This is a genomic window from Gordonia jacobaea, assembly GCF_965344965.1.
GTDB classification, from domain to species: domain Bacteria; phylum Actinomycetota; class Actinomycetes; order Mycobacteriales; family Mycobacteriaceae; genus Gordonia; species Gordonia jacobaea.
Map to the genome: position 1 here is coordinate 403909 of NZ_CBDRLS010000001.1, position 15058 is coordinate 418966.

Annotated in this window: 12 protein-coding genes; 4 read left to right on the plus strand and 8 right to left on the minus strand. The window is 65.0% G+C overall.

The window, feature by feature from the left end:
• The first annotated feature begins 37 nt into the window (after positions 1-37).
• Entirely contained in the window at positions 38-964 is a 927-nt protein-coding gene (locus ACRVY7_RS01805; RefSeq protein ID WP_431815774.1) for an AurF N-oxygenase family protein, read from the plus strand.
• A gap of 6 nt (positions 965-970) precedes the next feature.
• On the opposite strand, the gene ACRVY7_RS01810 is transcribed toward ACRVY7_RS01805, so the two are convergent.
• Positions 971-1666 carry a TetR/AcrR family transcriptional regulator gene (locus ACRVY7_RS01810; RefSeq protein ID WP_431815775.1) on the minus strand — a complete coding sequence of 232 codons (696 nt, stop codon included), beginning with the start codon at positions 1664-1666 and terminating at the stop codon, positions 971-973.
• A gap of 101 nt (positions 1667-1767) precedes the next feature.
• On the opposite strand from ACRVY7_RS01810, the gene ACRVY7_RS01815 reads away from it, so the two are divergent.
• Positions 1768-3285 (plus strand): DHA2 family efflux MFS transporter permease subunit, encoded by a 1518-nt coding sequence (locus ACRVY7_RS01815; protein WP_049699764.1) that lies wholly within the window; start codon positions 1768-1770, stop codon positions 3283-3285.
• 91 nt (positions 3286-3376) lie between these two features.
• Here the strand turns inward: ACRVY7_RS01815 and msrA are convergent, their stop codons facing one another.
• Positions 3377-3931: a peptide-methionine (S)-S-oxide reductase MsrA gene (gene msrA, locus ACRVY7_RS01820; RefSeq protein ID WP_431815776.1), complete on the minus strand. Its 555-nt coding sequence runs from the start codon at positions 3929-3931 to the stop codon at positions 3377-3379.
• Complete coding sequence (gene msrB / locus ACRVY7_RS01825) at positions 3928-4410, minus strand: peptide-methionine (R)-S-oxide reductase MsrB (protein WP_431815777.1); 483 nt, start codon at positions 4408-4410, stop codon at positions 3928-3930. Before msrB ends, msrA begins: the two co-directional genes overlap by 4 nt.
• Positions 4411-4557: 147 nt before the next feature.
• Between msrB and ACRVY7_RS01830 the strand changes: the two genes are divergently transcribed.
• Positions 4558-4908, plus strand: coding sequence for a UBP-type zinc finger domain-containing protein (locus ACRVY7_RS01830; RefSeq protein WP_064869682.1), 351 nt, complete (start codon positions 4558-4560; stop codon positions 4906-4908).
• 21 nt (positions 4909-4929) lie between these two features.
• Here the strand turns inward: ACRVY7_RS01830 and ACRVY7_RS01835 are convergent, their stop codons facing one another.
• The 5 genes from ACRVY7_RS01835 to ACRVY7_RS01855 all read right to left on the minus strand — a co-directional run bounded on the left by ACRVY7_RS01835 (position 4930) and on the right by ACRVY7_RS01855 (position 13364).
• Positions 4930-7608 carry a dipeptide ABC transporter ATP-binding protein gene (locus ACRVY7_RS01835; protein ID WP_431815778.1) on the minus strand — a complete coding sequence of 893 codons (2679 nt, stop codon included), beginning with the start codon at positions 7606-7608 and terminating at the stop codon, positions 4930-4932.
• On the minus strand, positions 7605-8570 hold the full coding sequence (locus tag ACRVY7_RS01840) for an ABC transporter permease (protein ID WP_431815779.1): 966 nt from the start codon (positions 8568-8570) through the stop codon (positions 7605-7607). Before ACRVY7_RS01840 ends, ACRVY7_RS01835 begins: the two co-directional genes overlap by 4 nt.
• A complete protein-coding gene (locus tag ACRVY7_RS01845; RefSeq protein WP_431815780.1) occupies positions 8567-10180 on the minus strand; it encodes an ABC transporter substrate-binding protein in 1614 nt (537 codons plus the stop codon). Before ACRVY7_RS01845 ends, ACRVY7_RS01840 begins: the two co-directional genes overlap by 4 nt.
• Before the next feature lie 706 nt (positions 10181-10886).
• Positions 10887-11585, minus strand: a complete 699-nt coding sequence (locus ACRVY7_RS01850) for a YceI family protein (RefSeq protein WP_431815781.1) — start codon at positions 11583-11585, stop codon at positions 10887-10889.
• Positions 11586-11741: 156 nt separating this feature from the next.
• Positions 11742-13364, minus strand: coding sequence for a PucR family transcriptional regulator (locus ACRVY7_RS01855; protein ID WP_431815782.1), 1623 nt, complete (start codon positions 13362-13364; stop codon positions 11742-11744).
• A 168-nt stretch (positions 13365-13532) separates the two neighbouring features.
• On the opposite strand from ACRVY7_RS01855, the gene ACRVY7_RS01860 reads away from it, so the two are divergent.
• Positions 13533-15026 carry a CoA-acylating methylmalonate-semialdehyde dehydrogenase gene (locus ACRVY7_RS01860; protein ID WP_431815783.1) on the plus strand — a complete coding sequence of 498 codons (1494 nt, stop codon included), beginning with the start codon at positions 13533-13535 and terminating at the stop codon, positions 15024-15026.
• Positions 15027-15058 lie beyond the last annotated feature (32 nt).

Consider the following 15058-nt stretch of genomic DNA (forward strand, 5'->3'; position numbering starts at 1 on the left):
TTACATCATCCAATGGCATTGGGACCAGGAGGCGCACGTGTCGGTCGAGGTCGTCGACGGGTCAGCATCGCAAGTCAGCACGCTCGACCGCGGCACCGATGAGGTGTCGGCGAGACTCGTCGATTCGTCGGCGCGATTGTCGCGCAACGCTCTGGTCGAGATCGATTGGGACGCTCCGATGGACCCGACGCTCTACGGCTGCAGCCCCGAGTGGTCGACGCTGTATGGCACCTCCTATTGGGCGGAGATGACGGAGGAGCAGCGCGTGCGGCTCACCAGACACGAGACGGCGTCGGTGATGTCGATCGGAATCTGGTTCGAGATGCTGTTGCAGCAGTTGGTACTCCGCGATCAGTACCTCGCCGACCGACATCGTCCCGAGTACTGGTTCGCCATGACCGAGATCGCCGACGAATGCAGGCACTCGCTGATGTTCGCGAAGGCGTCGCAGAAACTCGCCGGGACGTCGTATGTGCCGCATCCTCGAATCGGTAAGGGAGGCAAGTTCTTTGCGGCCACCACCGGGGGCGAGATCGCGTATGGCGGCATCCTCGCCGCTGAGGAGATCCTCGACGTATTCCAACGCGGCTGCACCAGCGACGAACGCGTACTGCCGTTTGTCCGCACCGTCAACGAGATCCACGTGCTCGAGGAATCACGCCATATGCGCTTCGCGCGGGAGCAGATCCGGGAGTCGATGGCCGGCGTCGGCCCGGTGCGTCGCCACGCCAGCGCGTATTACACGGCAGTGGCGGCGTCGTTCATCTTCACCAGCCTCGTCCGACCGCAGGCCTACGCCGACGCGGGGCTCGACAAGTACCGCGCTGTCTCGGAGATGCGACGAAATCATCACTTCCAGGCGATGGTCCGCACGAGTTGCTCGCACCTGATGAGCTTTCTCGACGAGGTCGGGCTGCTGACACCCGCGGCGGCATCGGTCTACCGCAAGGTGCACATGCTCTGACCGACGTCAGGTCGACGCACCGCCGCCGCGTCGGAACGCAATGCGGCACGCCTGCACCTCGTGGATCTGCTCTTCGGTCAGCGCCGGGGTCCGCAGAGGCTCCGACGGCGGGGCGGCGTGGATGGCGTCGAGCAGTAGCTGGAGGTAGCGCTTCCACGCTCCGGGGACCGTCGCCTCGGTGATATCCGCGTACGACGACACCATCGAGAAGATGGAGAAGATGTCCGTCTCGACGATGTCTTCGCGCAGCACACCGGCGGCGTGGGCCCGATCGAAGACCTCGCCCATCCGCTTCGTCATCCGCGCCTTCACCGTCGCGATCGTGGGATCCGTGTGGTCGATCTGCATGATGATGGCGGCCAGCCCGCGATCCTCGGCCATTGCCGTGCAGACTGTCGACACCATCGTCACCACCGACGCCCACGGGTCGCTGTCCGCCGCGAGGACCCCCTCGGTCTGCTCGGCCACTTCTTCCAGATGGGCAGCGAAAACTCCGACGATCAATTCGTCGCGGTTGGCGAATCGTCGATAAACCGTCCCCACACCCACACCGGCCGCTGCCGCGACGTCGTCGAGCGAGACGTCGAGGCCACGCTCGGCGAACAGCTTGTGAGCAGCGGCGATGATCCGACGACGATTGCGCTCGGCGTCGGCGCGCAGGGGTCGTCCGGTCGGTGCGACCGGGCTCTGTTGTGTGGTCATCGTCACATTCTCTCAACCGGAGGAATCATCTCCGGATTCGCTTCGTTGCCACCCTCGTAAACGGAGGAGTCTTCTCCACTATTCCGCCACTTGGAGGACTGATGACCACAACCTACGACACTGCCGACGGATTGTCGGCGAACGGGGAGTCTCGGGAGGAACGACACCATCGCCTTCGGTGGGTCGTCCTCGGCGTACTCGGCCTCGCACAGTTGATGGTGGTGCTCGACGCGACCATCGTGAACATCGCACTCCCGCACGCGCAGGAGTCACTTGGATTCGGCGACGCCGATCGGCAATGGATCGTCACCGCATACTCGCTGGCATTCGGCAGCCTGCTGCTCCTCGGTGGCCGACTCTCCGATCTCCTCGGCCGTAAGACCACCTTCATCGTCGGCCTCGTCGGATTCGCCGTGATGTCCGCGATCGGTGGCGCCGCAGTCAATTTCGACATGCTCGTCGTCGCCCGCGCAGGCCAGGGCGTCTTTGGTGCACTCCTCGCGCCCGCAGCACTGTCGCTGCTCACCACCACGTTCACCGACCCGGCCGAGCGCGGTAAGGCGTTCGGCATCTTCGGTGCCATCGCCGGCGGTGGCGGTGCACTCGGACTCCTCCTCGGCGGCATGCTCACCGAATGGGCCGACTGGCGCTGGTGCCTCTACGTGAATCTCGTGATCGCCGCGATCGCGCTCGTCGGCGCGGTGCTGTTCATCGGCGCGCACAAGACCGAACACCGTCCGAAGCTCGACCTTCCCGGTGTGATCACGGTGTCGATCGCACTGTTCTCGATCGTCTACGGCTTCTCGAACGCCGAGACCAATGGGTGGGCCGACTGGGCCACGATCACCTGGCTGGTCGTCGGAGCCGTGTTGCTCGCCGGATTCGTCTGGTGGCAGTCGCGTACCCCGCATGCCCTGCTCCCCCTGCGCGTGATTCTTGATCGCACTCGTGGCGGCTCGTACCTCGCGGTGTTCATCGTCGGCATCGGAATGTTCGGCATCTTCCTGTTCCTCACCTACTACCTGCAGGTGAATCTGCACTTCAGCCCGATCCAGACCGGCTTGGCGTTCCTGCCGATGATCGGAATGCTGATCGTCACCGCAACGACGTCGACGGGTGTCCTACTGCCCCGATTCGGACCGCGCTGGCTGATGGCGGGCGGCATGCTGATCGCCGCGGTGGGCATGGTGCTGCTGACGCAACTGACCGACACCAGCACGTATGCGGCTCACGTCCTGCCCGCACTGTTGATCATGGGCGTCGGACTCGGCGCGTCGATGGCCCCGGCCATGCAGGGTGCGGTGTCGGGCGTGCTGCCCGAGGACGCGGGCGTCGCGTCGGCGACCGTCAACACCATGCAGCAGGTGGGCGGCTCGGTAGGTACCGCGCTGCTCAGCACGATCGCGGCGAGCGCCGCGGCGTCGTATGCGACGTCGCACGCGGGCCAGGTGGCGAATCCCGCTGCGCTGCAACAGCTTGCGGCGGTGCACTCGTACACGACCGCCTTCTGGGTTGCGGCCGCAGTGTTCGCGGCCGGCGCGGTGATCTCCGCGCTGCTCGTCCCGAACGGCAAACTCCCCGTCACCGAGGGCGACGAGGCTCCCGCGATGGCTCACTGAGTCGTCGTACTGCCGCTGCAGCTCTGAATGAACGCGGCCCGGCCACCGAGCAACTCGGTGACCGGGCCGTTCTCCGTCGGAACAGCTCAGATCAAGCGTGCGCCTCGTCGCGGTGTGGGAGCACCCAGTCCGGCCGGGGCCAGTGGCAGGTGTACCCGTTGGGGTAGCGCACCAGGTAGTCCTGGTGCTCGGGCTCGGCCTCCCAGAACGGGCCGGCAGGCTCGATCGTGGTGACCACCCGGCCGGGCCAGAGACCCGAGGCGTCGACGTCGGCGATGGTGTCACGCGCGACGCGCTCCTGCTCGGGCGTCACGGGGAAGATCGCCGATCGGTAACTGCTACCCACGTCGTTGCCCTGCCGGTTCTTCGTCGTCGGATCGTGGATCTGGAAGAAGAACGCGAGGATGTCGCGGTAGCTCGTCTGCGTCGGATCGAAGACGATCTCCACCCCCTCGGCGTGCCCGGGATGATTTCGGTAGGTCGGGTGGTCGTTGCTGCCGCCGGTGTAGCCGACGCGCGTCGCGAGCACGCCGGGCTGGCGGCGGATCAGATCCTCGACGCCCCAGAAGCAGCCCCCTGCGAGCACCGCGGTCTCGGTGCCGGGCTGCTCGGTGATGCGGCCGTCGTCGTTGCTTCCACTGGTCATGATGCGTTCTCCTGCGTGGTGTCGGAACTATCGGTGTTCTCGAACAGGCGGCGGTACTCGCCATAACCCTGCTCGTCGAGCTCGGCCACGGGGATGAACCGCAGCGACGCCGAGTTCATGCAGTACCTCTTGCCGCCTTCGGCTCGCGGTCCGTCGTCGAAGAGATGGCCGAGATGGCTGTCGGCGTACGCCGAGCGGACCTCGGTTCGCTTCATCCACAGCGATCGGTCGGTGCGCGTCGAGACCGCGTCGTCGCTGATCGGGCGGGTGAAACTCGGCCATCCGGTGCCGCTGTCGTACTTGTCGAGCGAGCTGAACAGGGGCGCTCCGGAGACCACGTCGACGTAGATGCCTGGCTCGTGGTTGTCCCAGTAGGCATTGTGGAACGCGGGCTCGGTCCCGTCTTCCTGGGTTACTCGGTACTGGTCCGCCGTGAGGGCCTCGAGGGCCTGCGGGTTCTTGCGGTAGTCGTGGGACATTGATCCTCCTTCTGATCACCGCTGGCTGCGATGTCATCTACTCCAACAGCAGCCACGCCGGATTTGGTCCCGACCCTTCTGCGAGTCATGTGAGAGTCGAGTCGCGTGAGGGTCGAACTCGTCTCCACCCGAGCGTAGCGTCGGATTATGGCTGAGAACCTCATCGATCCCACAGTCCCGCCGTCGGGTACCGGCTGCGTCGAATGCCTCGACACCGCCGACGGCTGGTGGTTTCATCTTCGACGCTGCGCCGCCTGCGGACACGTCGGATGTTGCGACTCCTCCCCCGGCCAACACGCCTCGCATCACGCCGACGACACGGGGCACCCGTACATCCAGAGCTTCGAACCCGGCGAGGACTGGTTCTGGAGTTTCCCGGACTCCGCCATGGCGAGCGGTCCGGAGTTGGCTCCGCCGACAAGCCACCCCGACGACCAGACCGCACCCGGTCCGGCCGACCGCGTGCCGTCGAACTGGCAGCAACTGCTGCACGGTTGACGGTCGCTCGTCTCCCGGAGTTCAGGCCCGGGCGGGCGTCTCCGGCGGGATGGCAGCCAGCAATTTGCGGGTGTAGTCGCTCTCGGGGTGGTGCAGGATCTTCGACGCCGGGCCCGTCTCGAGGACCCGCCCCTTCTCCATCACAGCCACCGTGTCGCTGATCTGCTCGACGACCGCGAGGTCGTGCGCGATGAACAGGTACGTCAGCCCGCGCTCGCGCTGAAGTTCGGCGAGCAGATCGAGAACCGACGCCTGCACCGTCACGTCGAGCGAGGCCGTCGACTCGTCGAGGATCAGTAGCTCGGGGTCGGACGCGAGTGCGCGGGCGAGGCAGACGCGCTGCCGCTGACCGCCGGAGAGCTCGTGTGGATAGCGGTCGAGGTACGAACTGTCCAGGCTGACGTCGTCGAGCAATTGCGTTGCGCGACTCCGCAATGCGTCCTTACCCGATACCAGGTTGTGCGCGCGTAGCGCCTCGCCGATCGACGAGACGACGGTCATCCGCGGGTCGAGTGAGGCGCCCGGGTCCTGGAACACCATGGCAACCCGTCGACGCAGCGCCTTCTGCTCGGCACCGTGCACGCCGACAGCGTCGATCTCCTTGTCCTCCACATTGATTCGTGCGCTGCCGCGAACCACCGTGCCGTGGCCAGTGGTGGTCAATCCGGTGAGGACGCCCGCGATCGTCGACTTGCCCGATCCCGATTCGCCGACGATGCCCAGCGTCGTCCCGCGTGCGACGTCGAGGGTGACATCGCTGACCGCGTGCACCACGTCGCGACCGGTCGAGGTACGTACCGCGAACCTCACGTCCAGGTCAGAGATGGTGACGAGAGGTGTTGCGGCGGTGTCTTTTCCGGACTCGAGGTCGGTGTCGTCACGATCGTCAACCTTCGACAACAGCGGACGCGACGCCAACAGCTCGCGGGTGTACTCGTGCTGCGGATCGGCGAATATCTCTGCGACGTCACCGGTTTCGACGACCTCGCCCTGCCGGAGAACGACGACGCGGTCGGCGATCCGTCCGATCACCCCCAGGTCGTGGCTGATCCACACCACCGCCATGCCTCGCTCGCGCTGCAACCGCGCGACGAGGTCGATGATCTGGGCCTGCGTCGTGACGTCGAGCGCGGTGGTCGCCTCGTCGGCGACCAGGACGTCGGGATCGCAGGAGAGCGCGATCGCGATCATCACGCGTTGCCGTTGACCGCCGGACAGTTGATGCGGGTAGGCACGCAGACGACTCTCGGGGTCGGGGAGGTTGACGTCGGTCAGCAACTGCACCGCACGTTCGCGGGCTTGCGTGTGGCTCAATCCGAGGTGCCGGCGCGGACCCTCGGTCAGTTGTTGTTCGATGGTGAGCAACGGATTCAGGCTCGACGACGGGTCCTGGAACACGAATCCCACGCGCGCCCCGTGCAGGGACTGCAGAACCGCGCGGGAGGCGCCGATCACCTGTGTGCCAGCGAGAGTCGACGATCCGTCGACGTACGAGCTCGGTGCGTGGAACAACCCCGTCGCCGACAGCACCGACAGCGATTTGCCCGAGCCGCTCTCGCCGACGATGCCCAGGGTTTCGCCCTTGGCCACGGCAAAGTCGATGCCATGCACAATCTCCCGTGGACCGACGCCGACGACGAGCTGTGAGACGGAGAAGACCGGGTCGGTTCGCCCCTGGTCGTCGTCGTGCGCCGCGGCGTCCGACGTTGCCTGTGCCGCTTCGGTAGTCGCCGCCTTCGTGCTGCGGGTGGCGGGGCGTCGACCCGCTTTGCCCCGATCTCGCAACAGAGTTCGTTGCCGAGGGTCGAGGACGTCGCGCACTCCGTCGCCGAGCAGGTTGAAGGCGAAGACGGTCACGAGGATCGCCAGGCCGGGGAACACACCCATCCACCACGCGGTGGTGAGGAAGCCCTGGGCGTCGTAAAGCATGCGGCCCCAGGAGGGCTCGGGTGGTTGAACTCCGAGTCCGAGGAACGACAGGGCGGCCTCCGACAAGATGGCGAAGGCCAACGAGATCGACGTCTGCACCACGACGGGACCCGAGATGTTCGGCAGCACATGGCCGAACAGGATGCGGGGCGTCGACACCCCCATCGTGCGGGCGGCCTGCACGAACTGTGTTTCGCGAACACGCAGGGTGTCGGCTCGCGCGACACGGGCGAAGATCGGGATGTAGACGATGCCGATGGCGATGGTCGCCGACGTGACGCCCGGGCCGAGGATCGCGACGATCGCCAACGCCAGCAACATCACCGGGAACGAGAAGACGACGTCGATCACCCGCATGAGCACGGTGTCGGTGATTCCGCCCGCGAAACCCGACACCATGCCGATGATCACGCCCGCGACCAACGAGATCGCCACGGCGATCACGGCGACACGCATACTCACCGCCGCCGCAAGCACCACTCGTGAGAACACGTCGCGGCCGAGGTCGTCGGTGCCGAACAGATGCGAAAAATCGGGTGCCTGCAGCGCATTCGGGACGTCGATGTCGTTGGCGCCGTACGGGGCGATGAACGAACCGAAGATCGCCAGGATGACCATCACCAGGATGACGACGATGCCGACCACCGACGCCTTGTTGCGCAGCAACAGTCGCCACGCCGAGTCGGTGCTGCCGGTACCTGCGGAGGTCGGTTCGCCCGCGTCGTCGAGTGCGGTCTGTGCGGTGCGTTCTGGCTCGGGTAGCTCGCTCATGACAACCGAATCCTCGGATCGATGACGGCGTAGAGGATGTCCACGATCAGATTGATGATGAGGAAGATCGCTGCGATGAGCAGAATCGCTCCCTGCAGCATCGGATAGTCGCGTGCGGCAACGGAGTCGTAGACGAGTCGCCCCAGGCCAGGCCAGGCGAAGACCACTTCGACGACGATCACGCCGCCGAGCAGTCCTGCGAGCTGGATACCCGAGATGGTGAGTACCGGGACCAACGCGTTGCGGCCGATGTGCGACACCATGATTCGTCTACGGCTCAGCCCCTTGGACTCCGCGGTGGTGACGTACGGCGCGTTCGCCACCTCGAGGACAGCGGCGCGAACGTATCGGGTCATGATGGCGCCGGTGACGACGCCGACGGTGATCGCCGGCAGCACCAGGTGAGATATCCACGGCACGAATCCGTCTGCGAGCGAACGATATCCCGATGACGGCAGCCAGCCAAGGGACGTCGAGAACAGTGCGATGAGCAGAATGCCCATCCAGAAGTCGGGCACCGAGATACCGAACTGCGAGACGACGCGAATTGTGTTGTCCGCAGCGCGACCCTCACGCAACGCTGCCCACGTACCGAACGGAATCGCGATCACCAGCGCCACGAGGATGGCCGCCACCGCGAGGGCGATCGTCGCGGGCAGTCGATCCATCAACATCTGAGTGACCGGTTCATTGTTGCGGAAACTGACGCCCAGGTCTCCGGTCGCAGCATTCCCGATGTAGTGGATGAGCTGGGTGAACAACGGCTCATCGAGCCCAGACGCACTACGCAGTGCCGCATAGGATTCGGGCGTGTAGCGGGTGCCCAGCGCGATCTTGACCGGGTCACCGGGAACGATCTGCATCAGGAAGAACACCGCGATCGTCACACCGATCAAGACCAGGACGGTGTAGAGCAGTCGGATCAGGATGAACCTGATGAGCGGCCAACCGAAGTCGCTCATGACGCACCTCCCCTGTCGAGTCGGGCGTTGCGGAATCGGACGGCCTTGTCGGCTCGCACGGTGTAGTCGCGCACCGACTTCGAGAACGCCTGCGTGGCGGACGGGTTGTAGAGATAGAGGTAGCTGACGTCGTCGGCGATCCGCGACGAGACGTCGGCGTAGATCTGTTTACGACGACCGACGTCGAGTTCGGTACGGCCGGCGTCGAGGAGGCGATCGACCTCCGGATTGGAGTACTTCTGCGAGTTCGACGTTCCAGCCGAATGATGCTGCGCGTAGTAGTAATCGTCCGGGTCGATGTTTCCGAGCCAGCCCATCAGCAACGAGTCGAATTGACCAGCGGATTGGCGATCGAGCCAGACGCCGAAGTCGAGTTGCTCGATGGTGACCTTGATACCCGCGTCGGCGAGATTCGACGCGATGACCTGTGCGGCAGTGACGGTTTCGGGATACTCGGTGGAGACCATCAGACCCATCGACAATGACGAATGACCGGCATCGCGGAGGAGTGACCGCGACTTGTCCACCGCGGCAGCCCTATCCAGACCGGCGGTGAATCGGTCATAGGGTGTGAACCACGGGCTGGTCTTGGGAATCGCCAGTTGATTGGGGGTCGCCGTGCCGTATCCGACGACCTGCGCGATGGATTTGCGGTCGATCGCGTAGGCCACCGCCTGCCGCACGCGTCGGTCGTCGAACGGCTTGCGTGCGAAGTTCATTGCGACGTACCAGTAGTCGTTGGCGGTCACGGTGCCGACGTTGATCTCGTCGTCGCTGTCGAGGATGCGGAGCTGCTGCGCGGGGATGGCGTCAGTCCAGTCGACCTCGCCAGACCTCAGCGACGAGACGGCCGTCGTCCCCTGGGAGATGAAGCTGAAGGCAACACCGTCGACGTGTGGTCCGCCCGACCAGTGGCCGGGGTTGGCTTTGAGCACAATCGACGTTGCGGGCGAACGTGATTCGAATGAGAACGGTCCGGTACCGATTGGACGCGTCAGAATCTGGCCCGACTCGACGTTGCGCTTGTTGACGATGGCGAGCCCTTTGAAACCGCCAATACTGCTGAGCAGGTTGGGACTCGGCGTGCGGGTAGTGATCACGACGTGTGCATCGTCGGGTGCCGTGATGGTGGCGACGTTGTCGAACCGCCACGACGCCGAGAGCTCACCGTCGATGATCCGCCGATAGGAGTAGACAACGTCGGATGCGGTCAGCGGCTCACCGTTGTGCCACCGGACGTTCGGGCGCAGCGTGAAAACGTATTGCGTCTCTTCGGGATTGACCTGCCAGCTTTGTGCGAGCGCAGGGACCATCTCGAGCTTTTCGTTGGGTTCGACGAGAGTGTCGAAGACGTTCTCGAGTACCTCGAACGAGAAGTACGCGGAGGTCTTGTGAGGATCGAGTTGATCGGGCTCACCGGCGATCGCTGCCCGAATTGTGTTGGCAGAACCCGCTAATCCCGAGCCCGAGCCGGGCGAGCACGCGCTCAGCGCAGACGCTCCGAACACACCCACGCCTGCAGCGGCGCTCAGAGTGAAGAATCGACGACGGTTCAGCGGAATAGACGAGACCGACGGAGATGACCTGCACTGCTGGCGCTCGTCGGTCATCCGATCGCGATCCCTCCCGCGCCGCGGCGACGCTGTGGTCCGTGTTGGAGTCTGCCGCGCTTACCGAAAGTTCGCAAGCGTAAGGGGCGCCCGCGTGTCCGGGCCGCGGGTCGAGCCACACCCGCCGGTCGAGCGCCCCCAACGCTGGTCGAGCGTTTCCCGCTGGTCGAGCGCCGCCCCACCGCTGGTCGAGCTTGTCGAGACCACCGCCAGCCGAGCAACACCCGCTGGTCGAGCTTGTCGAGACCACTCCCACGCCGACAAGTGGTTTCGACTCGGCAGCTCGCTACGCTCGCGGCCAGCTCAACCAGCGGAAGAGGCCGAGCTACACCCGCTGGTCGAGCGTCGCCACGCTGGTCGAGCCGCCACCGCTGGTCGAGCTTGTCGAGACCACCCCCCGCCGTCAAGTGGTTTCGACTCGGCAGCTCGCTACGCTCGCGGCCAGCTCAACCAGCGGAGGGGTCGAGCCGCCACCGCTGGTCGAGCTTGTCGAGACCACCCCCCGCGGACAAGTGGTTTCGACTCGGCAGCTCGCTACGCTCGCGGCCAGCTCAACCAGCGGAGGGGTCGAGCCGCCACCGCTGGTCGAGCTTGTCGAGACCACTCCCCCGCGGACAAGTGGTTTCGACTCGGCAGCTCGCTACGCTCGCGGCCGGCTCAACCAGCGGAAAGAGGCCGAGCTACACCCTCTGGTCGAGACCGCCGCTCACTTCTTCTCGAGGTTCACCAGGAACTCGATGCTGCCGGTCTTCTCCACCTCGACGAAGCCCAGTGACGGTGGGGTGACGCCGAAGTCGGTCCACGTGACGGGTATCGATCCCTGCACGATCACCGATGCCCCGGACCGCTGGATGTTGAGCGTCGTCGTGACTGTCTTGGTCACTCCCTTGATGGTGATGTCGCCGGTTGCCTGCACGGCCTGCGGCTGTCCCGATTCGGGGACGGACGAAATATCTACCGGCTGAGTCAGTTTCCACGTTGCGGTCGGATACTTCTCGGTGTCCATGATCGACTCACCGCGGAAACGGTTGTCGCGCATCGACTCCGGACTGGTAATCGACGCGACGTCGACCGTGATGTCGGCGCTCTCCAACTTCGACGACGCCACCGTCGCCGCGCCGGTCACCGATGTCGTGCGTCCGTTCACCGTGACGGGTTGCCCACGCAGCGTCTCGTCGACTCGATATCCGGCCTGCGTTCGGGTCGCCTCGGCGGAGGGCCCGGGCACGATCGTCCATGCGCCGTCGACGCTTTCCGACGCCGCCTGCGTCGACGTCGGGAGCTTGAGCTCCTCGTCGGCGTCGCCCGCAATCCACTTGGAGTACGCCCACGGGCCTGCCGCGACGACGACAACAATGAGAACGACAAGCGTTCCAAGCCCCCACCACAGGTAGCGTCGCTTCATCGTGCAACCTCCCCGATCGTGGAGGAGAGGTTCGGGTCGGTGATCGTCTCTGGAGGTTCCATAAGGCTTACCTCACCACCGATTTCTTACGATCGCCTGAAAATTCGTACAAAACTACATTGCAAAACGGACCGCAGTCCGGAAAATTTCTCGCAGCTAAGGAGTTGCGGCTCCCTGTGATCGCCCGTCGAGAATAAGAAGAGCGACGTGCAGCGAGGTGACGGATTCACCGTCGGAGAGATCGACGCCGAGTATCTGCTCGATGCGCGCAAGCTTCGCATACAACGACGGTCTGCTCATGTGTAGATGAGAGGCGAGTGCCGACTTGTTGCCGACGTGCTGCACGTAGCCGCGCAAGACGTCGAGCAGGTCACCGCCGGTGTTGATGTCGTCGAGCACGAGGTCGCGTAGTTCGGATTCGGCGAACCGCTGTAATCGCGGATCGTCGCGTAGCAATGAGATCAATCCTCGAATTCCGATGTCCTGCACTCCGAATACGACACGCTCCGACGTCGGCATTCCGGCAGCAACCTCGGCAACCTGTGACGCCTGCAGCAGCGTGTGGATTGTCGACATCACCTGTCGTCCGGGCGCGCCCAGACCAAGGACGGCACCTGCATGGCCGACGGTTCGCTCCACGTCGCGCCGTGTGGCGGCGGCGAGTGTGTCCAGTGCGTGTTGACGCGACCTGCCACGTGCCGTCGTCAACGCGAGCACCACAAGGATCTCCCCGTCGCCTCGCACGGAGAAGAGCGCGCTGTGTCCCTGCGCGCCGACAACCCGCACCACGACGTCGAGCAACTGCGCGGTGCGACGTCGCGTGGAGATCGGATCGTCACTCGCCGGCCAGCCGGGCACTCGCACCGAGATCGGCACGTACTCGTTGGCTTCGCGCAGGCCGAGCGCGAACGCTCGCGCCGCCACCTCGCCCTCGTCTCGAATCCGTTCTTGCAGAACGTCGTCGACGAGTCCTGCCTGTGCCTGCCGCTCGATGTCGAGGCGGCCACGCTCGGCCATCCGATGCATCACGAGTGCCTGCGCCGCTCGCTCGAGCACCATCGCCGTTCGCTGTTCGTCGGAGCGCGATTCGGGGACGATCAGCCTGGCCCAGTGGTCGTCGCCGCGACCGACGTCGACGATTCTCCACGGTGCGTGATCGGAAACCTCAGCCGTCGCGACGTCAGATGCGTGTAGCCGCGAACGGCGTTCCCAGTCGTGAAGCAGTGACGCCGCCGGAGCTCCGGCCGACGCCACCGCGTGATGCTGCAGATTCTCCAACACCACTGGTGAATCAAGCAGCGCCGCAACACTGTTCGTGATCTCCGCTGGCGACGCACGTCGTATGGTGAGTTGCGTGAAAGTCTCGTGAGTGCGGTGCGCGAACTCCACGGCGGCATACTGTTCGGCAACCAGGCTGCGGTGAACCTGTTCGGTCACCTCGACGAACTTGATCTCCCGGCGCAACACCACTGCCGTCAAACCCAGCTCGACGGCCACCGGCCCGATCTCCGACGGTATGGCCGACGAATCGTCGAACTCGGCGATCACCCCGAGCGCACCCGCCCGAGCGAGATTCTCGAGGTAACGCCGCGGGTCACGTCGCAGAGCATCGCCCGTGGTCAGGACGAGTTCGCCGCCCTCGAGCAGGTGCCCGAGATCGCCGACGTCGCTGACGTGAACCCACCTCACCGTGCGCTCGACGCCCGCCGCGCTCAGCACGTCGGGGAGCCCAGCGCGGATCACCGGCAGATCGATGACGTCGCCGACAGTCAGAGTCATCCGAATCTCATCCGCAGAGCTTTACGAGGTGTAAATCCCGCTCGAATTTCACTGACAGAGTGTAGCGCGCCAAACTCTGCGTTCTGCACCAGACTGGGAGGTACTCGCGCGACGACTCTGCCCACTGTGGAGTCGCGTGCCAAATTCCGTTCTTGTGGAGGAGTTCTGATGACAGCCATCGTGCAGCACTGGTGTGACGGCAAGGCGTTCGCCGGCGACTCGTCGGCGACGGCGCCGGTGACCAATCCGGCAACCGGCGTCGTGACCGCGAATGTGGCCTTGGCGTCGGTCGAGGATGCGCGCACGGTCATCGCCGCGGCCGCCGATGCGTTCCCCGAATGGCGCGACACGTCACTGGCCAAGCGCACCGCGGTGCTGTTCCGCTTCCGCGAACTTCTCAACGAGCGCAAGGAAGAGCTGGCAGCGATCATCACCGCTGAACACGGCAAGGTGCTCTCCGACGCGCTCGGTGAGATCAGCCGCGGCCAGGAAGTCGTCGAATTCGCCTGCGGCATCCCGCATCTGCTCAAGGGCGGCTACACCGAGAACGCCTCGACCAACGTCGACATCCACTCCGTGCACCAGCCACTCGGGCCCGTCGCCATCATCAGCCCGTTCAACTTCCCCGCCATGGTCCCCATGTGGTTCTTCCCCATCGCCATCGCCGCGGGCAACACCGTCGTCGTCAAGCCGTCGGAGAAAGACCCCAGCGCATCGATCTGGCTCGCCGAACTCTGGAAAGAAGCAGGCCTGCCCGACGGCGTATTCAACGTCCTGCAGGGCGACAAGACCGCCGTCGACGAGTTGCTGACCAACAAGAGCATCAAGGCCGTCAGCTTCGTCGGCTCCACCCCCATCGCGCAGTACGTCTACGCCACCGGAACCGCGAACGGTAAGCGCGTCCAAGCTCTCGGCGGCGCCAAGAACCACGCCATCATCCTGCCCGACGCCGATCTCGACCTCGCCGCTGACGCCATGGTCAACGCAGGCTTCGGCTCCGCAGGCGAACGCTGCATGGCCATCAGCGTCGCCGTCGCCGTCGGAGACATCGCCGACGACCTCGTCGCCAAGATCACCGAACGCGCCACCACCATCGTCACCGGCGACGGCACAACCAACGCCGACATGGGACCCCTGGTCACCAAGGCTCACCGCGACAAGGTCGCCGGTTACGTCGACGCAGGCGAAAAGGCCGGAGCCACGGTCGTTCTCGACGGCCGCACGGTCGAGGCTGACGGCGGATCCGACGGCTTCTGGCTCGGCCCAACGCTTTTCGACAACGTCACCCCCGACATGAGCATCTACACCGACGAAATCTTCGGGCCCGTCCTGTCGGTCGTTCGCGTCGACACCTACGACGAAGCGCTCGACCTGATCAACAACAACCCGTATGGCAACGGCACCGCGATCTTCACCAACGACGGCGGCGCGGCACGACGCTTCGGCAACGAAGTCGAAGTCGGCATGGTCGGCATCAACGTCCCCATCCCCGTGCCCATGGCCTACTACAGCTTCGGCGGTTGGAAGGCCTCCCTCTTCGGCGACAGCCACGCCCACGGCACCGAGGGAATACACTTCTTCACACGCACCAAAGCCATCACCACCCGCTGGCTCGACCCCAGCCACGGCGGAATCAACCTCGGATTCCCCCAGAACGCCTGAGCTTCACCGAGTACCGAAACGGATTGCCGCAT